At 68.1% G+C, this 21,332-nt stretch carries 21 protein-coding genes; 6 read left to right on the top strand and 15 right to left on the bottom strand.

The window, feature by feature from the left end:
* Nucleotides 1-4: 4 nt before the first annotated feature.
* The 5 genes from AC3A6R_RS04695 to glpD are packed head-to-tail and all read right to left on the bottom strand — an operon-like array spanning nucleotide 5 to nucleotide 5,547.
* A complete protein-coding gene (locus AC3A6R_RS04695) occupies nucleotides 5-817 on the bottom strand; it encodes a carbohydrate ABC transporter permease (RefSeq protein WP_487857880.1) in 813 nt (270 codons plus the stop codon).
* A complete protein-coding gene (locus tag AC3A6R_RS04700; RefSeq protein WP_487857881.1) occupies nucleotides 814-1,704 on the bottom strand; it encodes a carbohydrate ABC transporter permease in 891 nt (296 codons plus the stop codon). Before AC3A6R_RS04700 ends, AC3A6R_RS04695 begins: the two co-directional genes overlap by 4 nt.
* Nucleotides 1,701-2,792 carry an ABC transporter ATP-binding protein gene (locus tag AC3A6R_RS04705; protein ID WP_487857882.1) on the bottom strand — a complete coding sequence of 364 codons (1,092 nt, stop codon included), beginning with the start codon at nucleotides 2,790-2,792 and terminating at the stop codon, nucleotides 1,701-1,703. The genes AC3A6R_RS04700 and AC3A6R_RS04705 overlap by 4 nt, the downstream gene beginning before the upstream one ends.
* Nucleotides 2,793-2,794: 2 nt before the next feature.
* Nucleotides 2,795-3,868, bottom strand: coding sequence for an ABC transporter ATP-binding protein (locus tag AC3A6R_RS04710; protein WP_487857883.1), 1,074 nt, complete (start codon nucleotides 3,866-3,868; stop codon nucleotides 2,795-2,797).
* Complete coding sequence (gene glpD, locus AC3A6R_RS04715; RefSeq protein WP_487857884.1) at nucleotides 3,868-5,547, bottom strand: glycerol-3-phosphate dehydrogenase; 1,680 nt, start codon at nucleotides 5,545-5,547, stop codon at nucleotides 3,868-3,870. The genes AC3A6R_RS04710 and glpD overlap by 1 nt, the downstream gene beginning before the upstream one ends.
* Nucleotides 5,548-5,668: 121 nt before the next feature.
* Here glpD and AC3A6R_RS04720 point away from each other — a divergent pair, with 121 nt between their 5' ends.
* Together AC3A6R_RS04720 and glpK are read left to right on the top strand one after the other, a co-directional pair.
* On the top strand, nucleotides 5,669-6,436 hold the full coding sequence (locus AC3A6R_RS04720; protein WP_487857885.1) for a DeoR/GlpR family DNA-binding transcription regulator: 768 nt from the start codon (nucleotides 5,669-5,671) through the stop codon (nucleotides 6,434-6,436).
* A 150-nt stretch (nucleotides 6,437-6,586) separates the two neighbouring features.
* Nucleotides 6,587-8,083: a glycerol kinase GlpK gene (gene glpK / locus AC3A6R_RS04725; protein ID WP_487857886.1), complete on the top strand. Its 1,497-nt coding sequence runs from the start codon at nucleotides 6,587-6,589 to the stop codon at nucleotides 8,081-8,083.
* Nucleotides 8,084-8,107: 24 nt separating this feature from the next.
* Here the strand turns inward: glpK and AC3A6R_RS04730 are convergent, their stop codons facing one another.
* The gene (locus AC3A6R_RS04730) at nucleotides 8,108-8,563 is read right to left on the bottom strand and encodes an SH3 domain-containing protein (RefSeq protein WP_487857887.1); all 456 of its coding nucleotides are present in this window, start codon (nucleotides 8,561-8,563) and stop codon (nucleotides 8,108-8,110) included.
* A gap of 198 nt (nucleotides 8,564-8,761) precedes the next feature.
* On the opposite strand from AC3A6R_RS04730, the gene AC3A6R_RS04735 reads away from it, so the two are divergent.
* On the top strand, nucleotides 8,762-9,226 hold the full coding sequence (locus AC3A6R_RS04735) for a hypothetical protein (RefSeq protein ID WP_487857888.1): 465 nt from the start codon (nucleotides 8,762-8,764) through the stop codon (nucleotides 9,224-9,226).
* A 33-nt stretch (nucleotides 9,227-9,259) separates the two neighbouring features.
* Here AC3A6R_RS04735 and AC3A6R_RS04740 read toward each other — a convergent pair whose 3' ends face one another.
* Complete coding sequence (locus AC3A6R_RS04740) at nucleotides 9,260-10,132, bottom strand: LysR substrate-binding domain-containing protein (RefSeq protein ID WP_487857889.1); 873 nt, start codon at nucleotides 10,130-10,132, stop codon at nucleotides 9,260-9,262.
* 121 nt (nucleotides 10,133-10,253) lie between these two features.
* Here AC3A6R_RS04740 and AC3A6R_RS04745 point away from each other — a divergent pair, with 121 nt between their 5' ends.
* Both AC3A6R_RS04745 and AC3A6R_RS04750 read left to right on the top strand, forming a co-directional pair.
* Nucleotides 10,254-11,042 (top strand): 3-hydroxybutyrate dehydrogenase, encoded by a 789-nt coding sequence (locus AC3A6R_RS04745; protein ID WP_487857890.1) that lies wholly within the window; start codon nucleotides 10,254-10,256, stop codon nucleotides 11,040-11,042.
* Between the two features lie 23 nt (nucleotides 11,043-11,065).
* On the top strand, nucleotides 11,066-12,034 hold the full coding sequence (locus tag AC3A6R_RS04750; RefSeq protein WP_487857891.1) for a Bug family tripartite tricarboxylate transporter substrate binding protein: 969 nt from the start codon (nucleotides 11,066-11,068) through the stop codon (nucleotides 12,032-12,034).
* Between the two features lie 36 nt (nucleotides 12,035-12,070).
* Here the strand turns inward: AC3A6R_RS04750 and AC3A6R_RS04755 are convergent, their stop codons facing one another.
* The 6 genes from AC3A6R_RS04755 to AC3A6R_RS04780 are packed head-to-tail and all read right to left on the bottom strand — an operon-like array spanning nucleotide 12,071 to nucleotide 17,584.
* Complete coding sequence (locus AC3A6R_RS04755; RefSeq protein WP_487857892.1) at nucleotides 12,071-13,369, bottom strand: TRAP transporter large permease; 1,299 nt, start codon at nucleotides 13,367-13,369, stop codon at nucleotides 12,071-12,073.
* A 10-nt stretch (nucleotides 13,370-13,379) separates the two neighbouring features.
* The gene (locus tag AC3A6R_RS04760) at nucleotides 13,380-13,883 is read right to left on the bottom strand and encodes a TRAP transporter small permease (RefSeq protein ID WP_487857893.1); all 504 of its coding nucleotides are present in this window, start codon (nucleotides 13,881-13,883) and stop codon (nucleotides 13,380-13,382) included.
* Nucleotides 13,880-15,073 carry an MFS transporter gene (locus AC3A6R_RS04765; RefSeq protein WP_487857894.1) on the bottom strand — a complete coding sequence of 398 codons (1,194 nt, stop codon included), beginning with the start codon at nucleotides 15,071-15,073 and terminating at the stop codon, nucleotides 13,880-13,882. Before AC3A6R_RS04765 ends, AC3A6R_RS04760 begins: the two co-directional genes overlap by 4 nt.
* A 41-nt stretch (nucleotides 15,074-15,114) precedes the next feature.
* Complete coding sequence (gene dctP, locus AC3A6R_RS04770; protein WP_487863913.1) at nucleotides 15,115-16,164, bottom strand: TRAP transporter substrate-binding protein DctP; 1,050 nt, start codon at nucleotides 16,162-16,164, stop codon at nucleotides 15,115-15,117.
* A 49-nt stretch (nucleotides 16,165-16,213) separates the two neighbouring features.
* Nucleotides 16,214-17,002, bottom strand: a complete 789-nt coding sequence (locus tag AC3A6R_RS04775) for an alpha/beta fold hydrolase (protein WP_487857896.1) — start codon at nucleotides 17,000-17,002, stop codon at nucleotides 16,214-16,216.
* A 3-nt stretch (nucleotides 17,003-17,005) separates the two neighbouring features.
* Nucleotides 17,006-17,584: a cupin domain-containing protein gene (locus tag AC3A6R_RS04780; protein ID WP_487857897.1), complete on the bottom strand. Its 579-nt coding sequence runs from the start codon at nucleotides 17,582-17,584 to the stop codon at nucleotides 17,006-17,008.
* Nucleotides 17,585-17,876: 292 nt separating this feature from the next.
* Between AC3A6R_RS04780 and AC3A6R_RS04785 the strand changes: the two genes are divergently transcribed.
* On the top strand, nucleotides 17,877-18,815 hold the full coding sequence (locus AC3A6R_RS04785; protein WP_487857898.1) for a LysR family transcriptional regulator: 939 nt from the start codon (nucleotides 17,877-17,879) through the stop codon (nucleotides 18,813-18,815).
* Between the two features lie 15 nt (nucleotides 18,816-18,830).
* Here AC3A6R_RS04785 and AC3A6R_RS04790 read toward each other — a convergent pair whose 3' ends face one another.
* Both AC3A6R_RS04790 and AC3A6R_RS04795 read right to left on the bottom strand, forming a co-directional pair.
* On the bottom strand, nucleotides 18,831-19,787 hold the full coding sequence (locus AC3A6R_RS04790; protein ID WP_487857899.1) for an alpha-E domain-containing protein: 957 nt from the start codon (nucleotides 19,785-19,787) through the stop codon (nucleotides 18,831-18,833).
* A gap of 33 nt (nucleotides 19,788-19,820) precedes the next feature.
* Nucleotides 19,821-21,323, bottom strand: a complete 1,503-nt coding sequence (locus tag AC3A6R_RS04795) for a circularly permuted type 2 ATP-grasp protein (protein ID WP_487857900.1) — start codon at nucleotides 21,321-21,323, stop codon at nucleotides 19,821-19,823.
* Nucleotides 21,324-21,332: the final 9 nt, after the last annotated feature.

Genomic DNA, 21,332 nt, shown 5'->3' on the forward strand with positions numbered 1-21,332 from the left:
CCTCTCAGACCCTGCCCATCGCAAAGCCTTTTGCGATGTAGTGGCGCACGAACCAGATCACGATGGCGCCCGGCACGATCGTCAGAACGCCAGCCGCCGCCAGCGTGGCCCAGTCCATGCCCGAGGCGCTCACCGTGCGCGTCATCGTCGCGACGATCGGCTTGGCATCCACGCTCGTGAGCGTGCGCGCGAGCAGCAGCTCGACCCAGCTGAACATGAAGCAGAAGAACGCCGCCACGCCGACGCCGGCCTTGATGAGCGGCAAGAAGATCTTGATGAAGAAGCGCGGGAACGAGTAGCCGTCGATGTAGGCGGTCTCGTCGATTTCGCGCGGAATGCCGCTCATGAAGCCTTCGAGGATCCACACGGCGAGCGGCACGTTGAACAGCAGGTGCGCGAGCGCCACGCCGAGGTGCGTGTCCATGAGGCCGACGGTGCTATAGAGCTGGAAGAACGGCAGCAGGAACACCGCGGGCGGCGTCATGCGGTTGGTCAGCAGCCAGAAGAAAACGTGCTTGTCGCCGAGGAACGAATAGCGCGAGAACGCATAGGCCGCGGGCAGCGCCACCGTGAGCGAGATGACGGTGTTGATCGCGACGTAGATCAGGCTGTTGATGTAGCCCGAGTACCACGACTCGTCGGTGAAGATGCGCGCGTAGTTGGCCCAGGTGAGCTCCTGCGGAAAGAACGAGAAGCTCGAGACGATCTCCTCGTTCGTCTTGAAGCTCATGTTGACCATCCAGTAGATGGGCAGCAGCGCGAACAGGATGTACAGCACCAGGAAGATGCTGCGCTTGCGGAACCGACGCTCGTTCATTTCTCCACCTCCACCGTCTGCGTACCCACGCGCTGCATCCAGTTGTAGAGCACGAAGCAGAACAGCAGGATGATCAGAAAGTAGATCAGCGAGAACGCCGCCGCCGGCCCGAGGTCGAACTGCCCCACCGCCTTCTGCGTGAGGTACTGGCTCAGGAAGGTCGTCGCATTGCCCGGTCCGCCGCCCGTCAGCACGAAGGGCTCCGTGTAGATCATGAAGCTGTCCATGAAGCGAAGCAGCACCGCGATCATCAGCACCCCGCGCATCTTCGGCAGCTGGATGTAGCGGAACACCGCGAACTTGCTCGCGCCGTCGATGCGCGCCGCCTGGTAGTAGGCATCGGGGATCGAGCGCAGGCCCGCAAAGCACAGCAGCGCCACCAGCGGCGTCCAGTGCCACACGTCCATCACCAGCACCGTGAGCCAGGCGTCGGTCGCACTGCCGGTGTAGTTGTAGTCCACGCCCAGCTTCTGCAACGCGTGGCCCAGCAGGCCGATGTCGGCGCGGCCGTAGATCTGCCAGATCGTGCCGACCACGTTCCAAGGGATCAATAGCGACAGCGCCACCACCACCAGCACCGCCGACGACTTCCAGCCCTTGGCCGGCATCGACAGCGCCAGGCAGATGCCCAGCGGAATCTCGACCAGCAGCACCGACAGCGAGAAGCCCAGCTGGCGCCAGAGCGCCTGGTGCAGCTCGTCGTCGCGCATCACCGAGGCGAACCACTCGGTGCCGACGAACACGCGCCGGTCGGGCGAGATGATGTCCTGCACCGAGTAGTTGACCACCGTCATCAGCGGCACGATGGCGGAGAAGGCCACGCACAGCAGCACCGGGAGCACGAGCCACCAGGCCTTCTGGTTCACGGGCTTGTTGGTGGCGTTCATGCCGTGCCCCCTGCGCCGGCCACCACCAGCTCCTCGTCCTTGTAGAAACAGGTGTGCGCATCGAGCACCCGCAGCCACACTGTCTCGCCGACCGCGGGCGGCACCTCGTCGGCATGCAGCCGCACCCTGACCAGGCTGCCGTCGACCTCCGCGCTCAGCATGGTGTGCGTGCCGACGTCCTGCGCCTGCGTCACCACCGCCGGCACCGCACCCGGCGCGCCCGCACTCGCGAGGCGAAGGTATTCGGGCCGGATGCCGATCTTGAGCATGCCCTGCGGCAGCGCGCGCGCCGGCGTAAGCCGGGTGCGGCCCACTTCGAGCGTGCCGTCCTCGCAGCGCGCCGCCAGGAAGTTCATGCCCGGCGATCCGATGAAGTGGCCCACGAAGGTGTGCGCCGGCCGTTCGAACAGTGCCTCGGCGCTGCCCACCTGCACGGCCTTGCCGCGCGTCATGACCACCACCTCCTCGGCGAAGGTGAGCGCCTCGACCTGGTCGTGCGTCACGTAGATCAGCGTGAGCTTGAGCTCGCGATGGATCTGCTTGAGCTTGCGCCGCAGCTGCCACTTGAGGTGCGGGTCGATCACCGTGAGCGGCTCGTCGAACAGCACCGCCGATACGTCGCTGCGCACCAGGCCGCGCCCGAGCGAGATCTTCTGCTTGGCATCGGCCGCGAGACCCGCCGCGCGCTGGTTGAGCTGGCCGCTCATGTCGAGCATCTCGGCGATCTCGCCGACGCGCTTCCGGATCTGGTCTTCGGGCACCTTGCGGTTGCGCAGCGGAAACGCCAGGTTCTCGGCCACGGTCATCGTGTCGTAGATCACCGGGAACTGGAACACCTGCGCGATGTTGCGCTCCTGCGGCGTGGCACGGGTCATGTCGCGCCCGTCGAACTGCACCGTGCCCTGCGACGGCGCCAGCAGGCCCGAGATGATGTTGAGCATGGTGGTCTTGCCGCAACCCGAGGGGCCGAGCAAGGCGTAGGCGCCGCCGTCGCGAAAGCTCATCTTGAGCGGCAGCAGCGCATAGTCGCTGTCCTGCGTGGGGCTCGGACGGTAGGCGTGCGCCAGGTCGAGGTCGATGCGTGCCATGACTAGTTTCCCCTGCGCCAGGCCGGCGCCAGCGCCAGCATCTCGCTGGCATCGAACACATAGGCTTGCGATGCGCTGAAGTACAGCGTGATCGACGTGCCGAGCTCGAAGCGGTGCACGCCCGTGAGCTGCGCCACCAGTTCGCCCACAGGCGTCTCGACGTGCACGAAGGTGTCCGAGCCCGAGATCTCGGCCAGTTCCACCTTGCCGGGCAAGGCGATGTCGCCCTCCCCCGCATCGACGTTCAGCGCGCTCGCACGCAGGCCCACCGTGACCGCGCCACCCGTGTCACCGGGCAGCGCCAGCGCGAGCGCCGGTCCGCCTTCGAGCTGCACCCGCCCGGCCGATGCCGTGGCGCGCAGCAGGTTCATCGGCGGATCGCTGAAGGCCCGCGCCACGCGCAGCGACTGCGGCGCATGGAATACCTCGGCCGTGGGGCCGTACTGCAGCAGCTCGCCGGCATCCATCACCGCGGTGTAGCCGCCCAGCAGCAGTGCCTCGCCGGGCTCGGTGGTGGCGTAGACCACCGTCGAATCACCGCTCGCAAAGAGCTGCGTGAGCTCTTCGCGCAGGCCTTCGCGCAGCTTGTAGTCGAGGTTCACCAGCGGCTCGTCGAGCAGCATCAGCGGCGCGTTCTTGGCCAGCGCGCGCGCCAGCGCCACGCGCTGCTGTTGCCCGCCCGAGAGCTCGGACGGATAGCGGTCGAGGAACATGCCGATCGACAGCCTGTCGGCCAGCGCCTTCACGCGCGCATCGATGTCCGGCTCGCCGCGCAGCTTCAGCGGCGAAGCGATGTTGTCGGCGACCGTGAGCGAGGGATAGTTGATGAACTGCTGGTAGACCATGGCCACGTTGCGCTCGCGCACCGGCATGCCGGTCACGTCCTTGCCGTCCACCAGCACCCGGCCGGTGCTCGGCGCATCGAGCCCGGCCATCAGCCGCATCAGGCTGGTCTTGCCGGCTTGCGTCGCGCCCAGCAGCACGGTGACCGCGCCGCTCTTCGGCGCGATGCTCTGCTCGTAGAGCCAGGTCTGCGCGCCGACCTTCTGGGTGACGCGCTCCAGAGTCAATTGCATCAGCGCTCCTGGTTGATGATGTTGTCGCTGGGGTGGGCGGCGTGCGCCTGCATCCACGCGGCCACTTGCGCGCGCTCGGCGGCGGTGTAGCGCAAGCCGAGCTTGGAGCGGCGCCAGAGCACGTCGTCCGCGCTGGTGGCCCACTCGTTCTGCTGAAGAAAATGCAGTTCGCGCGCATGGAGCCCCGGGGCCACGGCCTCGCCCATGTCGGCCATCGACTGCGCATCGCCCAGCAGGTCGGCCACGCGCGCGCCGTAGGCACGCGCCAGGCGCCGCGCGAGCGCTTTGTCGAGCCAGGCATGGCGGGCCTGCACCGCGGCCACGAAGCGCTCGAAGTCGTCGTCGGGCCGGGTCGCGGCGCCGATCCATGCCGAGAGGTCGCCGCCGGCGAGGAAAGCGCCTTCGGTCCAGGCCGCGCGCTTCGGGCCCGGCTCGCCGAGCATCCGGCCGACCTCGTCGGCCGCGTCCTCGGCCAGCTTGCGGAAGGTGGTGATCTTGCCGCCCCACACAGATAGCAGCGGCGCCGCGGCGGTGTTCGATTCGAGCATGTAGTCGCGCGTGACGGCCGACGGGTCGCCCGAGGCATCGTCGAGCAGCGGCCGCACGCCCGAATAGGTCCAGACCACGTCGGCCGGCACCACCGGCCGCTCGAAATACCGGCTCGCCTGCGTGCAGAGGTAGTCGATCTCGTCCTGCGAGATGCGCGCCGCGCCGGGATCGTCGGCGTTCAGCTCGATGTCGGTGGTGCCGATCAGCGTGAAGTCGTCCTGGTAGGGGATCGCGAAGATGATCCGCTTGTCGGGGTTCTGGAAGATGTAGGCATGGTCGTGCGCGAACAGGCGCTTCACCACGATGTGGCTGCCCTTGACGAGCCGCAGGTGGCGCGTGGCCAGGGCCTCGCCCTTGGCCGACTGCGCCACGCCGCGCAGGAACGATTCGGCCCACGGCCCCGCCGCGTTGACCACGGCGCGCGCGCGGACCACGCGGGTGGCGCCGCCCGCCACCTCAAGCGTCGCGGTCCAGCCTTCGGCGTCGCGCTGCGCGTGCGTGCAGCGCGTGCGCGTGAGCACCTCGGCGCCGTGCGCCCGCGCGTCCACCGCATTGAGCACCACCAGCCGCGCGTCGTCGACCCAGCCGTCCGAGTAGACGTAGCCGCGCTCGAACTGCCGCTTGAGCGGCTCGCCCGCCACGTGGCGGCGCAGGTCGATGCCGCGCGAGGCCGGCAGCACCTCGCGCTTGGCGAGGTGGTCGTACATGAACAGGCCGATGCGGATCATCCAGCCGGGCCGCATCGAGGGATCGTGCGGCATCACGAAGCGCAGCGGCCACATGATGTGAGGCGCGCTCTTGAGCAGCACCTCGCGCTCCTGCAGCGCCTTGCGCACCAGCGAGAACTCGTAGTACTCGAGGTAGCGCAGGCCGCCGTGGATCAGCTTGGTCGACGAGGACGAGGTGTGCGCCGCGAGATCGTCCTTCTCGCACAGCACCACGCGCCAGCCGCGGCCCGCGAGGTCGCGCGCGATGCCGCAGCCGTTGATGCCACCGCCGACGATCAGCACGTCGCATTCGGTGGTGGCCGGCGCCTTCGGGTCGGAGGACAAATCGCTCACTGAAAATGGCCCGTTCGAATCGTGACTTTGTTCACGGAAGGGCGCCATTGTATTTTCGCATCTTTTCATTTGGATTCCTTTCGACGCGATTTTCCTCCGAGTTTTCCCTTACAGGTATTCGTTTTCTTTCGTTTTAAAGTAGCCCGCCTGTACCCTCGGCGGCAGTCTCACTGCTTTCCGCGACCGTTCCGTGAATTCCAACCCACGCCAGATCAACCTCCTCGACACCGTGCGCACGCGCGGGTCCGTCACCGTCGAGCAGCTCGCCGACATGCTCGGCGTCACGTTGCAGACGGTGCGCCGCGACGTGCAGCGCCTCGCCGACCAGGGGCTGCTCACACGCTTTCACGGCGGCGTTCGGGTGCCGAGCTCCACCACCGAGAACATCGGCTACCAGCAGCGCGAAACGCTGAATGCCGAAGGCAAGGCGCGCATCGCGCGCCGCGTGGCCGAGCTGGTGCCCAATGACTGCTCGCTGATCCTCAACATCGGCACCACCACCGAGGCCATTGCCAAGGCGCTGCTGCGCCACACGGGGCTGCGCGTGATCACCAACAACCTCAACGTCGCGACGATCCTGAGCGGCAATGCGTCGTGCGAGGTGATCGTGGCAGGCGGCTCGGTGCGCCCGCGCGACCGCGCGGTCGTGGGCGAGGCCACCATCGATTTCATCCGCCAGTTCAAGGTCGACATCGCGCTGATCGGCGTGTCGAGCATCGAGTCGGACGGTTCGCTGCGCGACTTCGACCTGCGCGAGGTGAAGGTGGCGCAGACCATCATCGCGCAGGCGCGCGAGGTCTGGCTCGCGGCCGACGCGAGCAAGTTCAACCGGCCCGCAATGATCCAGCTCGGCACCCTGTCGCAGATCGACCGCCTGATCACCGACGCCGAGCCGCCGCCGCCCTTCGCCGACCTGCTGCAGGCCGCGCAGGTGCGCCTGGAGATCGCAAAATCATGAGGCCTCCCCGTCTGCCTCCCTCCCCTTTCGGGGGAGGGCCGGGGTGGGGGCACGACAGCACCCGGACAAGCGCGGCGCCCGAACGAACGCCGGCCCCCATCCCAACCTTCCCCCGGGAGGGGAAGGAGCAAGACAGAGGAAGATGAATCCATGACCACCTACCTGCTCGCCCTCGACCAGGGCACCTCCAGCTCCCGCAGCATCGTGTTCGACCGCGAAGGCCGCATCGTCGCGATCGCGCAGAAGGAGCTCACGCAGATCTATCCGCAGCCGGGCTGGGTCGAGCACGATCCCATGGAGATCTGGCGCAGCCAGCTCGCCACCGCGCGCGAGGTGCTCGCCAAGGCGAAGCTGCAGCCCGCCGACATCCATGCGATAGGCATCACCAACCAGCGCGAGACCACCCTGCTGTGGAACCGCAAGACCGGCCAGCCGGTGCACCATGCGATCGTCTGGCAGGACCGCCGCGCCGAGCCGCTGTGCGCGCAGCTGCGCGACGAAGGCATGGCCGACACCATCCAGCAGAAGACTGGCCTCGTGATCGACGCCTACTTCTCGGGCACCAAGCTGCGCTGGCTGCTCGACAACGTGCCCGGCGCGCGCGCGCAGGCCGAGCGCGGCGAGCTCGCCTTCGGCACCGTCGACAGCTGGCTCATCTGGCAGCTCACCGGCGGCAAGGTGCACGTGACCGACGTGACCAACGCCTCGCGCACCATGCTGTTCGACGTGCATCGCAACGAATGGGACGCGGAGCTGCTCGATGCGCTGCGCATCCCGGCCGCGCTGATGCCCGCGGTGCAGCCCTCGAGCTCGCACTTCGCCGACACCGATGCCGCGCTGCTCGGCCGCGCGCTGCCGATCGGCGGCGTTGCGGGCGACCAGCAGAGCGCCCTCTTCGGCCAGGCCTGCTTCGGGCCCGGCATGGCCAAGAACACCTACGGCACCGGCTGCTTCCTGCTGATGCACACGGGCGGCGAATTCCAGCCCTCGCACAACGGCCTGCTCGTGACCAGCGCCGCGCAAACAAATGCCATGCCCCAATACGCCATGGAAGGCAGCGTCTTTGTCGGCGGCGCCGTGGTGCAGTGGCTGCGCGACGGGCTGAAGGCCATCAAGGGCAGCGCCGAGGTGCAGTCGCTCGCGGAGAGCGTGCCCGATGCGGGCGGCGTGATGATGGTGCCGGCCTTCACCGGGCTCGGCGCGCCCTACTGGAATGCCGAGGCGCGCGGCACCATCACCGGCCTCACGCGCGGCACCACCGTGGCGCACATCGCACGCGCCGCGCTCGAGAGCATCGCCTACCAGAGCGCCGCACTGTTGCAGGCCATGAGCCGCGATGCGGTGGCAGCCGGCGGCACGCCGGTGGCCGAACTGCGCGTCGACGGCGGCGCCAGCGTGAACGACCTGCTGATGCAGTTCCAGGCCGACCTGCTGGGCATTCCGGTGGTGCGGCCCGAAGTGATCGAAACCACCGCGCTCGGCGCGGCGTACCTGGCCGGCCTGTCGACCGGCTTCTACAGCGACGTGCGCGCGCTGTCGAAGCTCTGGAAGATCGAACGGCGCTTCATGCCGACCATGGGCCGTGCCCAGGCCGAGGAGTCGATGGCGCGCTGGGAGCGCGCCGTACGGCAGGCCACGCAGGCGTAGCCGCTGCGCGTCGCGGCGCGGCGGCTACCAGCCCCAGAGCAGCTTGCGCGAGATCCACCCGGTGGCGCCGCTTTCGTGCTTCACCTTGATCCAGTTGCCGCGCCGCGCCAGCGTGCGCAGCACGTCGCCGTAGGCGGCCTTCATCTTGATCGCGCTCGTGGTGCTGGGCGAGCGGCGCAGGTTCGCGATCGCGACCTTAACCACGTGGTGCGGCGTCTTGTTGGTCATCGAGCGGAATACCCAGGCTTTGTCGCCCTCGAAGTCGCGCACATGGAGCCACGACCCCTTCCTGCCGATCACCCGGAACGGATAGCCTTTGCCGACGGTCCAGTGGGCCTCGTGGCGCTGGCCGGGGCCGGTGCGCATGTTCAGCGTCTTGACCGCGACGCTGACCATCTGCGGGGCGGCGAACGCGGCCGGCAGCAACATGCACGACAGTGCGAAGGCCAGCAGCAAGGCGGGAAGTCGGGTGAATCTCATGGAGAACGGGTTCCTTTTCTATGGGGTTGAAATGTCCGGCGGATGCCGGGCGAGCCCGTCTGGGCGCGCCAAGCCGAATAAGTTCCGCGGGGATATCCCTGAGTGGCCACGCCGCCGGACTTCATCAGGGACGCGCGGGGTGCCGCTATCATGGCGCGGCCTTCGGCAGCTACCCCGCATTCGACGATTGTCTCGCCCATGAACCGCATCCGCACGCCATCGCTGCCGGCCGCCTCCGCGCTGGTGCTGGCCGTGGCCTTCGCGGCCGGCTGCAGTCGTTATCCGAACCAGGACGCGCCCAGCGTGCGCCAGATGACAATGGCCGAGCACCTGAACGTGCTCAACGGCTATCTCGCACACGGCGGCAGGCCACGCCGGCTCGCGAGCCGCGACGAATGCCACCTCGTACTCAAGAAGACGCTCGACAGCGCCGCGGCAATGCAGCGCATCGTCATCCCGCTGCTCGAGACCAGCGTCGAGCTCGCCACCCGCCCGAGCGGCCAGGGGCTGCGCGTCAAGCTCACGCAGCAGGCCGAAGGCCAGCGCCAGGTGTGGTTGCGGCTGGACCTGGAGCACTGGGTCGATGCAGTCGCTTGGCGTTCGCATTTCCAGCAGTTGCAGTTGCATTGCCGGGACGTGCTGGGGAATGCGGAGTCCCACTGACATCGGCCGCCGCGCCGCATCGGACCGCGGACCTCAAGCGATCGCCAGCAGGTTCGCCAACGCCGGATTCCGGTTGCCCGCCATCCACGCCAGCCCGTGCTGCAAGGCACGCACCTTCGGCCGCAGCGGCCTGAGCACCACGCCGCCGAACTCCTCCAGCGCTTCCAGTTCGCGCGGAAGCACCGACACGCCCGCGCCCGCCGCGATCAGGCACAGCAGTACCTGCGACGCCTCGGATTCGCGCACCACGCGCGGCGTGAAGCCGGCACGCAGGCATTCCGCGTCCATGGCTTCGCGCAGGTGGAAGCCGCGGTTGGCCGGATAGCCCACGAAGGGCTCGCCGGCCAATGCCGCGAGCGAGACACTGCGGCGCCCGGCCAGCGGATGCGCTGCGGGCAGGAACAGGGCGAGTTCGCTGCGCGCGAAGGCGCGCGTCGCGATCCCGTCGCCGCCGAGCGGCAGAAAGCACAGCGCCGCATCCAGTGATCCGTTCAGCAGCGCCGCCTTGAGTGGGCCGGTGGCGAGCGGGCCCTCGATATCCAGCGCCACGCCGGGATGGCGTGCATGGAAGGCCTGCACCAGCCGGGGCAGCAGATGGTGGCTGGCGCGGCCGGTGAAGCCCAGGCGCAGGCGCCCGGTTTCGCCGCGGTGCGCCCGGCGGCTGGCCTCGGCGGCCTGCTCGAGCTGCGCGAACACGGGCTCGATGCCCTCGAGGAATGCGCGGCCGGCGGCGCTCAGCGACACCTGCCGCGTGTGGCGGTCGAACAGCCGCACGCCCAGTTCGCGCTCGAGTTCGAGGATGCGCTGGCTCAGTGGCGGCTGCGCCATGTGCAGTCGCTCGGCCGCGCGCGTGAAGCTCTGTTCCTGTGCCACGGCCATGAAGCCGCGCAGATGCCGAAGTTCCATCGAGAAGCCCTTCTCCGTATTCAGACTGACACGATATCAATAGCCGGTGTATTCGGTATTGGACATCTGAATGGCGAATTCCTAGCATGAAAGTACTACAGACGAGCAAAAGGATCAGCACGTGGAACTCGAACAACGCACCGCACTGGTGACCGGCGGCAACAGCGGCATCGGCCTCGGCATCGCACGGCGCCTGGCGCGCGGCGGTGCGCACCTGGTCGTGAACGGCATCGCGCCCGAGGCCGAAGGGCAGGACATCTGCAAGGCACTCGCGGCGGAATTCGGCGTGCGCGCCGACTACCTGCATGCCGACCTGCGCGACGCGGCGCAGATCGAACGGCTGATGGCGGCCGCCAGCGAACTCGGCGGCGGCGCGATCGACATCCTGGTCAACAACGCCGGCATGCAGCATGTGTCGCCGATCGAGCAGTTTCCGGTCTCGGCCTGGAACGACATGCTGGCCATCAACCTGTCGGCCAGTTTCCACACCATCCGACTGGCGCTGCCCGGCATGCGCGAGCGCGGCTGGGGCCGCATCGTGAACATCGCGTCGATCAGCGGTCTGCGCGGCCGGGCCGGCAAGTCGGCCTACAACGCCACCAAGCACGGCCTCATCGGGCTGAGCAAGGCAGTGGCATTGGAGGCCGCCGACACGCCGATCACCTGCAACGCGATCTGCCCGGGCTGGGCGCTCACCGCGCTGGTGCAGCGCCAGGTCGATGCACTGGCCGAGCGCGAGCACCTCGACGACGAGACCGCCGCACGCAAGCTGCTCGGGCTGCGCCAGCCCTCGGGTCGTTTCGTGACCATCGACCAGATCGCCTCGCTCGCCGCCTACTTGTGCTCGGACGATGCACAGGAAGTGCGCGGCGCAGCCTGGACCATCGACGGCGGCACCACGGCAGCCTGAACCGAAAAACAAGGGACACAACCATGACGACCATCGCGACACGCATTTCAACGCTCATCGCCGCCTGTGCGGCAGCCTTCACCCTCACGGCCCATGCGCAGGCCGACTATCCGAAGCAGCCGGTGAAGCTCATCGTGCCCTACTCGGCCGGCGGCGTGACCGACCAGATGGGCCGCGCGCTGGCCGAGCTCGCGGGCCCGCGGCTCGGCCAGCCGATGGTGATCGAGAACCGCCCGGGCGCCAACGGCACGCTGGGCGCGGTGCAGATGCTCTCCACCGATCCCGCGGGCTACACGCTCACGGCGGTGCCCGTGGGCGTGTTCCGGATGCCGCACATCACCGGTGCGCCCTACGACCCGCTCAAGGACCTGACCTACCTCGCGGTGCTCGGCGGGTTCAACTACTACATCGCGGTCGCGGCCGACTCGCCGTGGAAGTCGGTGGCCGACATGGTGGCGCAGGCCAAGCGGCCCGATTCCAAGGTTTCCTATGGTTCGCCGGGCAACTACAGCAGCCAGCACATCGGCATGGCGCAGCTCGGCGACAAGAGCGGCGCACGCTGGGTGCACGTGCCGTACAAGGGCGACGCGGGCACCATCTCGGCGCTCTTGGGCGGCCATGTGCAGGTCATCGTGAGCTCGAGCACGCTGCTGCCCTACGTGCAGTCCGGGCGCATCCGCGTGCTGGCCACGCTCGGCGAAACGCGCTCCAAGGACCTGCCCGACGCACCCACGCTGAAGGAGCTGGGCTACCCCATCGTGCATGCCTCGCCCGTGGGCATCGCCGGCCCCAAGGGCATGGACCCGGCAGTGGTGGCCAAGCTCGACGCGGTCTTCAAGGCCGTCTACGACGACCCTTCATTCCAGGCTACGCTCGCGCGCCTCGGCATGTCGCCGATCTACATGGACCACAAGGCCTACACGCGCTATGCGCGCGAAACCTTCGTGGGCGACAAGGACGCGCTGAAGGCGATGGTGACGAAGGTCAAGTAACCCGCCCGCCGCGGCCCGCGCAGCTGCGCGCGGCCACTACAGCTTCGACGGCAGCCAGGTCGCGAGCGCCGGCCACATGTAGATCACCCAGGCCAGCACGAGGATCATCACCCAGTAGGGCGCGACGCCCATGAATATCTCGCGCACCGTGACCTCCTTGTCGGGCACCGCGGCCTTCACCACGAACACACTCATGCCGAACGGCGGGGTCAGCACGCCGGCCTCGATCACGAGGATGCCGATCAGCGCGAACACGATCGGATCGAAGCCCAGTGCCATGCCGATCGGCCAGAAGATCGGTACCGTCAGCAGCATGATCGAGATGCTGTCGATGAAGCTGCCGAGGATGAACCACACGGCCACGATGAAGAGCATCGTGCCGACCGGCCCGAGGCCCCACGACTGCAGCAACGCCTCGACCTCCTGCGGCAGGCCGTTGAGCGCCACCAGCTTGCTGAACATCATGGCGGTGAGCAGCAGCAGCATGATCGGCGTCACCGTGCGGCCCGCCTCCATGAACGCATCGCGTATGCCCTGCCAACGCATGCCCTTGGCCCAGGCCACGACGAGCGCGCCGACCATGCCGACGGCGCTGCCCTCGGTGGGCGTGAAGAAACCGAACCAGATGCCGCCCAGCGTCAGCAGGATCAGCAGGCCGACGTAGAGCGCGCCGAGCGATTCGCTGCGCAGCGGCGCCTCGGCGGCGCCCTCGGCTTCGGGCGCCGACGCAGGCCTGAGCCATGCGAACACGGCGCAGTACAGCGCGTACATGCTTGCGAGCACCAGCCCCGGCAGCACGCCCGCGGCGAACAGCTTGCCGACCGACTGCTCGGTCAGGATGGCCCAGACGATCATGAACACCGACGGCGGAATCAGCAGGCCCAGCACCGAGCTGCCCGCGATACAGCCGGTAGCGAAGCTGCGGCTGTAGCGGTTGGCGCGCATGACCGGATAGGCCACGTGGCTGAACGCCGCAGCGGCAGCCACGCCCACGCCGGTGACCGCCGCGAACACCGCGTTGCCGCCGACCGTGGCCACGGCCAGCCGGCCGGGCACGCCACGAAGGCGCCGGTTGACCACGTTGAACAGGTCGTGCGCCGCGCCCGAATGCGCGATCAGCATGCCCATCACGGTGAAGCAGGGAATGACCACGAAGTTGTAGTCCTTGATGCCGCCGATGGCGGTCTGTCCGACCAGGTCCATGGCGGGCCACAGGCCGCCCAGCGCAATGCACAGGCCGAAGAGCGCGCTGCCCGCGAAGGCGAACACCACCGGCACGCCGGCCAGCACGAGCACGGCGAGCACCAGCACGGCCGCCCAGGTTTCGAGAAACATGTGGAGATTCCTAGTGGTTGGAGGCGCTCGGGCGGTCATCGCGTCCACGCAATGCCTCCACCACGAACCCGATGCACACGGCGGCGCCGACGATCCACAGCACCAGCGTGGCAAAGCGAAGCGGCGATGCCGGCAGGCGGAATGCGTCGTTGCCATAGAACTCGGCGCTGTGCCAACCCTCGACCGCAGGCTCCCAGCCCGCCAGCACGAACACCGCGAACACCGCGGCGCCCACGGCCCAGGCCAGCGCCGACATCGCGCTGCGCACGGCCGTCGGCACCCGGTCCAGGAAGAAGGTCACGCGCAGCAGCTTGCCTTCGCGCATGGCGTGCGGCGCCTGCAGGAAGGTCAGCAACACCAACCCCGCGCCGGTGAGTTCGGCGGTGCCGGCAAAGGGCCGGTTGAACAGCAAGCGCCCGAGCACGTCGTAGCAGATGACCGCGACCATGGCCACGAGCAGCGCCGCGCCCAGGGCGTGAAAGCCGAGCAGGGCCCGGTCGAACCAAGTCTTCATGTGTGATCCTTTTCGGAGGGAAGGAGAAACCAGGCCGCGCATCCTGCCGCCACCAGCACCGCGGCCATGAGCACCACCGAGGGGTGCGCCGACAGCGGCAGCGCGCCGGCGATCCATGCGCTGAGGGCACCGGTGCACATGTGCACCGTGCCGATCCCCGCCGTGGCGAGCCCTGCCTGTTGCGGCATCTTCTGCAGCACCAGTGCGAAGGCCGCGGGAAACACCACGCCATGGCCGATGGCGCACAGCGTGAGCGCCGCGGCCCAGAGCCACAGCGCCGGCCACCACAGCGTGGCAACCAGCAGCGCGATGCCCGCGGCCACGATGCCGAGCCCGTGCGCCATGTGCACGTCGCCCGGCACCGCAGCGCGGCGGCGCACCCACTGGTTGCCGAGCGCGAAGCCGAGGTAGGTTCCGCCCAGCACGACCGCGATCAGCCCCGGCCCGGCACCGGTTGCGGCGTGCAGCGCCGCCGGGCCCGCGGCCGCGACGATGAAGAACGGCGCCGCGGCACCGGCCAGCGCAAGGCTGGTGCGCCGCACGATGGGCTGCCGCACAAGCCCACTCCAGGCCGCGAAGTCGGGCGCGCCCGTGATGGCGGGCCGCGTCTCCCGGTGCAGCCGCCAGGCCACAGCCAGCGCGCACAGCACCAGCAGCGCCAGCAGCACCATCGGGGCGCGCCACGACCAGGCATCGGCCAGCAGCCAGGCCAGCGGCGGCGTCACGGCGGGCGCCATGGCGAACACCATTGCCAGCACCGCCATGCTGCGCTGCAGTTCGGCGCCCTGGTACAGGTCGCGCAGGCAGGTGCGCGGCACCACGAGGCAGGCGGCGAGCCCCAGCCCCGTGATGAAACGGCCCACCAGCAGCATGCCGCCATCGCCCGCCGCCGCAGCCAGAAGCGCCCCGGCGCCGGCCAGCGCGAGGCCGGCCAGCATGGCGGCACGGCGGCCCCAGCGATCCGCGGCATAGCCCGCCGCTGGCTGCCCGAGGCCCAGCCCCAGCGTATAGAGCGCCACGACCGCCGCCCGGCCGCCGTCGTCCATCGGCCCCGCGGACGCGAAAGCCGGCTGTAGCCCCACCGCGACGTTGAGCCCGAAAGGCGACAGGCTCGCGATACCCACCAGGTAGGCGAGCGCTGGCGGCACCGGGAGTGCGCGGTCAGCGGCAAGACGGGCCGGGGTGGTCATGCGAAGGGCAACGGCGCGCGTGGGTTCGAGGTGTCGAAGCGTCAGAGCGGATACGCGAACGGCAGCGTGTAGCCGGCCTCACCGAGGAAGCGCACGTAGGTCTTCATCACCTCGGTGGCGGGCTGCCCCTTGGCGTCGAGTTCCTTCGCGGCGCTGGCGGGCATGTCCTTCACGAGCTGGGCCCAGCGCGCGCGCTCCGCCACGCTGAGCGTGTTGACCTTCACGCCCTCCTTCACGATGCGTGCCTCCGTGTCGAGGTCGCGCTGCTTGCTCTGCTCGGCAACGCGCACCGTCGCTTCGTCCGCCACCTGGTCGATGATCGCCACGACCTCCTTCGGCAGCTTGGTCCGCGTGTCCAGGTTCATGAACGCGGCGAGCGTGCTGTACGAGCCGAAGCCGGTCTTGGTCCAGACCTTGGCCACCTCGCGCAGCTTGAACGCCTCCATGCCCGAGATCCAGAAAAGGCTGCCCTCGGCCAGGCCGTTCTGGATCGCCTGGTAGTGGTCGCCGATGCCCAGCGTCACCGGCACCGCGCCGGTCGGAATGAACAGCGGCGCATTGGTTCCCGACATCGCGATGCGCTTGCCGCGCAGGTCTTCGTGGCGCTGGACCTCGAAGGTGGTGGCGACGCTGTAGGCCTCAGTCACCATCTGCGCGAGGATGTGCGCGTTGTAGGGCTTCATGCTGGCCTGCAGCGCGGGCACTTCCTTCAGCATGCGGCTCGCGACCTTCTGCTGCAGCACCGGATCGTCGGAGGTGAACGGCATGTAGGCGCTGTAGTTCATGAGGCCCGCGCGCGACTGCTCGAAGCCGATCGGCGACAGCGCAATGTCGAGCGAGCCCTTCTGCACCGCCTCGATGCCGCCGTCGACCTTGGCGACGCTGCCGCCCCAGGCCTTGATGAAGCGGATGCGGTGGCCGGTCTTCTCCTTCACGCGCTTGGCGACCTCATCGGCGAAGAAGGTGTCGAACACCTTGACGTAGGTGGTGCCGGTGGTGTGGCCGCCGCCCATGCGCAGCGTGTAGTTGTCGGCGCTGGCCGTGCCGGCGATGGCTGCGAAAGCCGCAGCGGCAAGAAGTGATGTCGTCATTTTCATTTGTCGTCTCCTGTATTTTTGCTGGGATCGTCCGCGCGCCCGCTCATTCGAACGCCAGGTCGAGCAGCAGGCTCTCGTAGCGTTCGGGGTTCAGCACGTGGGGATAGTGGCCGCCGGTGGGAAGGCGCACATGGTGGGCCTTCGGGTAGCGCGCGCGCAGCCGGTCGCGCGCAGCGGCCGGGATCAGCGGGTCGTCCTCGCAGTCGAGGATCGTCACCTCCGACTCGGCCAACGGCAGCGGCGGGCAGGCGCGTGCCTGCGTCACGCCGAGAAAGCGCGCATGCAGGTTCTCCGGCGACTGGCGCTCGGTCAGCATCTGCAGCTGCAACTGCTGCAGCGGCGACACCGGCATGGCACGCACGCGCTCCACCCAGGTGGCATGCAGGTCCTGCGGCGCGACGTCGCGCACCCAGGCGGGCGCGAACATCGGGTTGGCCGCCAGGTCGCTCGAATCGGTGAAGCCGTTGCCGATAACGAGCTTGCGCACCTGCTCGGGATGGCGCAGCGCAAAGTACTGCGCCCACCAGGCGGCGAACGAGGAACCCACCACCACCGCCGGCGGCAGGCCCAGGTGTTCGCAGACGGCCTTGAGCCCGTCGCTGAGCTCCTCGGCGCTCGCTACCGCCGGGTAGGTCACGGCGAGCAGCCGCAGCCGCTCGCCGAGCGACAGCAGGGTGCGCACGAACATCGCGGCGTCGCCGACCGAGCCCGGCAGCAAGACGACGGCCGGGCCGTGCCCCGCCGTGTCGAGCCAGCGCCAGGTGTGGCCGTTGGCGTCCGCCAGCGACGACCAGGCGTAGCGGCTCTCTAGCCTGTGGATCAGCTCGCGCATCGCTCAGTACTTTCCGTCGGGCGTCATGAAGCCCTCGGCGATCAGCTGCGCATGCGCCTCGGGAGAGAACTCGGCCTCGGGCGTGTTGCCGCCGATCACGAACAGCAGCCAGTGCGTCTTGTCGGGCTCGTCGAAGGTGATGTTCTCGAAGCGGCGCTGTACGCCCGCGGGGAACGCGATCACGTCGAAGGGCTCGAGGTCGAAGGCCTCGACCTTGCCGTCGACCTCCCACGAGCAGCGCCACTTGCCGGTCATCGGCATGAAGGTCTCGTTGGTGTCGTGGTTGTGCATCATCGGCCCCTTGCCCGGCGTCGTTTCGCAGAAGCCGAGGTTGAAGCCTTCGCTGATCTTGATGTGGGCGTGCTCTGCCGCATCGTCGCCCACGGGCGAGACGATCGGCGCGGCGCCGCCATCGGCGCGCGCCGGCGGCTGGAAGCCGATGATGTTGTAGAGCTTGCGCTGCGCGCTCGGGTGACGGCTGTCGGGCAGTCCGCCGTCGAAGCCCTTGACTTCCTTGAACAGGGCCACGCGCTTGCGCATCTCCTCACGGGTGACGCGGATGGTGGGGATCTTCGGTTGCATGGTTGTTTCTCCTTCGATGGATTGCGTGCTGAAGTGCTTGCGTGATGCGAGGCCCGGCGCGCACGGGCGTGCCGGTTCCGCCACGGCAAGGCCGTGGAAGCGGTTCTAGAAAAGGTGGTGCCGCCCGGACGGGGCAGCCGCTCAAGCGCGGCGCAGGCGGCGGCGGTGAGCAGGCAGGGGGTCGTGGGTCATGGTTTGTCTCGCGTATTTTTTTGAGTGCATCCATTACATTCACAACGCCGTGCGCACGCAATTCGCTGCGCCGATGTCCGCTATCTAAATTTCACGTCACGTGCGTCTTCGCGATCTCGACCTCAACCTGCTCGTAGCCCTGGATGCCCTGCTCCGGGAAGCCCATGTCTCGCGCGCGGCCGCCCGGCTCGAGATGAGCCAGTCGTCGATGAGCCTCGCGCTCTCGAAGCTGCGCACGCTGTTCAACGACCCGCTGCTCGTGAAGGGCGGCGGCGGGCTGGTGCTGACCGCGAAGGCCGTCGACCTCGCGCCGCGCGTCAGCGACGCGCTCCATCACATCGAGGGACTGCTGCACGTGCAGCAGGGCTTCGATCCCGCGCAGGCGCGCGACACCATCACGCTGATCGTCACCGACTACATCGACTTCCTGCTGGTGCCCGCGATCGTCAAGGCGATGGCGCGCCGCGCGCCCGGCGTGATGCTGCGCGTGGTTGGCCCCAACCCCGAGCGGCTCGGCGAGATTTTCAGCAGCGGCGAGGTCGATGTGTCGGTGTCGTACTTTCCCAATCCGCCGGCAAGCCTGCGCGTGCGCCCGCTCTTCACCGACCGGCTCGTGGGCATCGCGCGCCGCGGCCATCCGTTCTTGCAGGACACGGGCAACCTCGACGCCTACTGCAGCCACGGGCACGTCACCGTCGAGCCCGGCACGGCCACCTGGTACAACACCCAGGTCGACCAGCAGCTCACGCTGCACGGGCGCCAGCGCCATGCGCAGCTGACCAAGCCCACCTTCCTCGGCGTGCCCTTCATCGTCGAGGATTCAGACCTGCTGGCCACCTTGCCCGAGCGCGTGGCGCGCGGCTTCGCCAGGTTCACCGACGTCGTGATGTTCGACCCGCCGCTCGCGCTCGAGCCGTTCAACGTCGTGCTGCTGTGGCACGACCGAACGCACACGAATCCGTTGCACCGCTGGTTTCGCGAACTCGTGATCGAGCTGTGTTCGGGCGACGAGGTGCCGGCGCCGCCCGCGGCCCCCTGAAGGCCGCTGCGTGCGTCAGTGCGCCGGAACCAGGAAGTCCTGGCTGATGCGCATGCCGAGCTCGTTCACCCGGTCGAGAAACTGCGTGAGGTAGGCATGCAGCCCGGTCGCCAGGATCTCGTCGACGCGACCGTACTGCAGGTCGGCCAGCAGCTTGCCGGCGCGGCGCTGGGTTTCGGCGCTCTGGTCGTTCTGCACCTTCGCGAGATTGGAAACCACCTCGGCAAGGCTCGCGTGCAGCGAGCGCGGCATGTCGGCGCGCAGGATCAGCAGTTCGGCCACGCGCTCGGGCTTGATCACGTCGCGGTACACCTTGCGGTACACCTCGAAGGCCGACACGCTGCGCAGGATCGCACTCCAGTGATAGAAGTCGTATTCCTGGTCTTCCTCGGTGGCGGTGCCGAAGAACTCGCTGTTGAGCGCATGAAATTTGACGTCGACCAGCCGCGCCGTGTTGTCGGCGCGTTCGAGGAAGGTGCCCAGGCGCGAGAAATAGAAGGCCTCGTCCTGCAGCATGGTGCCGAGCGTGACGCCGCGCGACAGGTGCGAGCGGAACTTGACCCACTCGAAGAATTGCGCCGGATCGCGCTCGAAGCCGCCGGCGCGCAGCATGCGGTTGACTTCGAGCCAGGTGGTGTTCTGGGTCTCCCAGGCCTCGGTGGTGAGCGCGCCCCGCACCGCGCGGGCGTTCTCGCGCGCGGCCTTGAGGCACGAGACGATCGACGACGGATTGCTCTCGTCCTTGACCATGAACTCCATCACCTCGTTGGGCGCGATCTGCTCGTACTTGTCGTTGTACGATGGCAGCAGCTCGCTGATCGAGAGCACGCCCTGCCAACCGTACTTGGCCACTTCGGCCGACTGGGGCAGCAGCGAGGTCTGGTAGTTGACGTCGAGCATGCGCGCGGTGTTCTCGGCGCGCTCGGTGTAGCGCGACATCCAGTAGAGGTGGTCGGCGGTGCGTGACAGCATCGGTTGTTTCTCCTAATTTTTGCTTGCCTGCACTCAGGCCGACGACGACTGGCTCTGCGACTGCGACCCGGGCTTGACGCGGGGCGCGCGCTCGGCTTCGAGCACCCAGGTGTCCTTGGTGCCGCCGCCCTGCGACGAGTTGACGACCAGCGAGCCTTCCTTGAGCGCCACGCGCGTGAGCCCGCCGGGCACCATCTGCACTTCGCTGCCCGACAGCACGAAGGGCCGCAGGTCGATGTGGCGCGGCGCGATACCGGCATCGACGAAGGTCGGCGAGGTCGACAGGCTCAGCGTCGGCTGCGCGATGTAGCCGTCGGGCTTGGCGATCACGGCGCGCTTGAAGTCCTCGATCTCGGCCTGCGTCGAGGCCGGGCCGATCAGCATGCCGTAGCCCCCCGCGCCGTGCACTTCCTTGACCACGAGATCCTTCATGTTGTCGAGCGTGTACTGCAGTTCGTCCTTGTTGCGGCACATGTAGGTCGGCACGTTCTTCAGGATCGGCTGCTCGCCAAGGTAGAACTCGATCATCTTCGGCACATAGGGGTAGATCGACTTGTCGTCGGCCACGCCGGTGCCCACGGCATTGCAGATAACGACGTTGCCCGCGCGGTAGGCGCGCATCAGGCCCGCGCATCCGAGCGTGGAGTCGGGGCGGAACACCTCGGGATCGAGGAAGTCGTCGTCCACGCGGCGGTAGATGACGTCGACGCGCTTCGGCCCGCGCGTGGTGCGCTTGTAGACGAAGTCGTCCTTGACGAAGAGATCCTGCCCCTCGACGAGGTCGATGCCCATCTGCTGCGCGAGGAAGGCATGCTCGAAGTAGGCGCTGTTGTACATGCCGGGCGTGAGCACCACCACGGAAGGATCGGCCGTGGCGGGCGGCGCGCTGGCGCGCAGCGTCTCGAGCAGCAGGTCGGGGTAGTGCGCCACGGGCGCGATGCGGTTCTGATTGAACAGGTCGGGGAAGAGCCGCATCATCATCTTGCGGTTCTCGAGCATGTAGCTCACGCCGCTCGGCACGCGCAGGTTGTCCTCGAGCACGTAGTACTCGCCGTTGCCGTCGACATCGGCCGCTCGCACGATGTCGACGCCCGAGATGTTGGAGTACACCTCGTGCGGCACCGTGACGCCCATCATCTCGGGGCGGAACTGCGCGTTGTGGAGGATCTGCTCGGCCGGGATGATGCCGGCCTTGATGATCTCCTGGTCGTGGTAGACGTCATGCAGGAAGCGGTTGAGCGCCGTCACGCGCTGCACCAGGCCCTTCTCCATATGCTCCCACTCATGGGTCGGGATGATGCGCGGCAGCAGATCGAACGGAATGAGCCGCTCGGTGCCCGAGCCGTCCTCGTCCTTCGCGCCATACACCGCAAAGGTGATGCCGACCCGGCGGAAGATCATCTCCGCCTCTTCGCGCCGCGACAGCATCACCTCGGGAGGTTGCTTGGCGAGCCATTGGTCGTACCGCTTGTAGTGCTGCCGGATCGCAGCGCCCGCATAGGGCAGCTGCTCGTACATTTCGTCGAATTTTTTCATTGAACGACC

It is taken from the genome of Variovorax sp. Soil_C_19 (assembly GCF_057657255.1).

Coding starts and splice junctions, on each gene's coding strand:
- AC3A6R_RS04710 (WP_487857883.1), bottom strand. CDS start 3,868: ATGCAATTGACTCTGGAGCGCGTCACCCAGAAGGTCGGCGCGCAGACC.
- AC3A6R_RS04730 (WP_487857887.1), bottom strand. CDS start 8,563: ATGAGATTCACCCGACTTCCCGCCTTGCTGCTGGCCTTCGCACTGTCG.
- AC3A6R_RS04740 (WP_487857889.1), bottom strand. CDS start 10,132: ATGGAACTTCGGCATCTGCGCGGCTTCATGGCCGTGGCACAGGAACAG.
- AC3A6R_RS04790 (WP_487857899.1), bottom strand. CDS start 19,787: ATGCTGTCACGCACCGCCGACCACCTCTACTGGATGTCGCGCTACACC.
- AC3A6R_RS04750 (WP_487857891.1), top strand. CDS start 11,066: ATGACGACCATCGCGACACGCATTTCAACGCTCATCGCCGCCTGTGCG.
- glpK (WP_487857886.1), top strand. CDS start 6,587: ATGACCACCTACCTGCTCGCCCTCGACCAGGGCACCTCCAGCTCCCGC.
- AC3A6R_RS04765 (WP_487857894.1), bottom strand. CDS start 15,073: ATGACCACCCCGGCCCGTCTTGCCGCTGACCGCGCACTCCCGGTGCCG.
- AC3A6R_RS04795 (WP_487857900.1), bottom strand. CDS start 21,323: ATGAAAAAATTCGACGAAATGTACGAGCAGCTGCCCTATGCGGGCGCT.
- AC3A6R_RS04760 (WP_487857893.1), bottom strand. CDS start 13,883: ATGAAGACTTGGTTCGACCGGGCCCTGCTCGGCTTTCACGCCCTGGGC.
- AC3A6R_RS04735 (WP_487857888.1), top strand. CDS start 8,762: ATGAACCGCATCCGCACGCCATCGCTGCCGGCCGCCTCCGCGCTGGTG.
- AC3A6R_RS04755 (WP_487857892.1), bottom strand. CDS start 13,369: ATGTTTCTCGAAACCTGGGCGGCCGTGCTGGTGCTCGCCGTGCTCGTG.
- AC3A6R_RS04775 (WP_487857896.1), bottom strand. CDS start 17,002: ATGCGCGAGCTGATCCACAGGCTAGAGAGCCGCTACGCCTGGTCGTCG.
- dctP (WP_487863913.1), bottom strand. CDS start 16,164: ATGACGACATCACTTCTTGCCGCTGCGGCTTTCGCAGCCATCGCCGGC.
- AC3A6R_RS04695 (WP_487857880.1), bottom strand. CDS start 817: ATGAACGAGCGTCGGTTCCGCAAGCGCAGCATCTTCCTGGTGCTGTAC.
- glpD (WP_487857884.1), bottom strand. CDS start 5,547: ATGAAAAGATGCGAAAATACAATGGCGCCCTTCCGTGAACAAAGTCAC.
- AC3A6R_RS04780 (WP_487857897.1), bottom strand. CDS start 17,584: ATGCAACCGAAGATCCCCACCATCCGCGTCACCCGTGAGGAGATGCGC.
- AC3A6R_RS04700 (WP_487857881.1), bottom strand. CDS start 1,704: ATGAACGCCACCAACAAGCCCGTGAACCAGAAGGCCTGGTGGCTCGTG.
- AC3A6R_RS04705 (WP_487857882.1), bottom strand. CDS start 2,792: ATGGCACGCATCGACCTCGACCTGGCGCACGCCTACCGTCCGAGCCCC.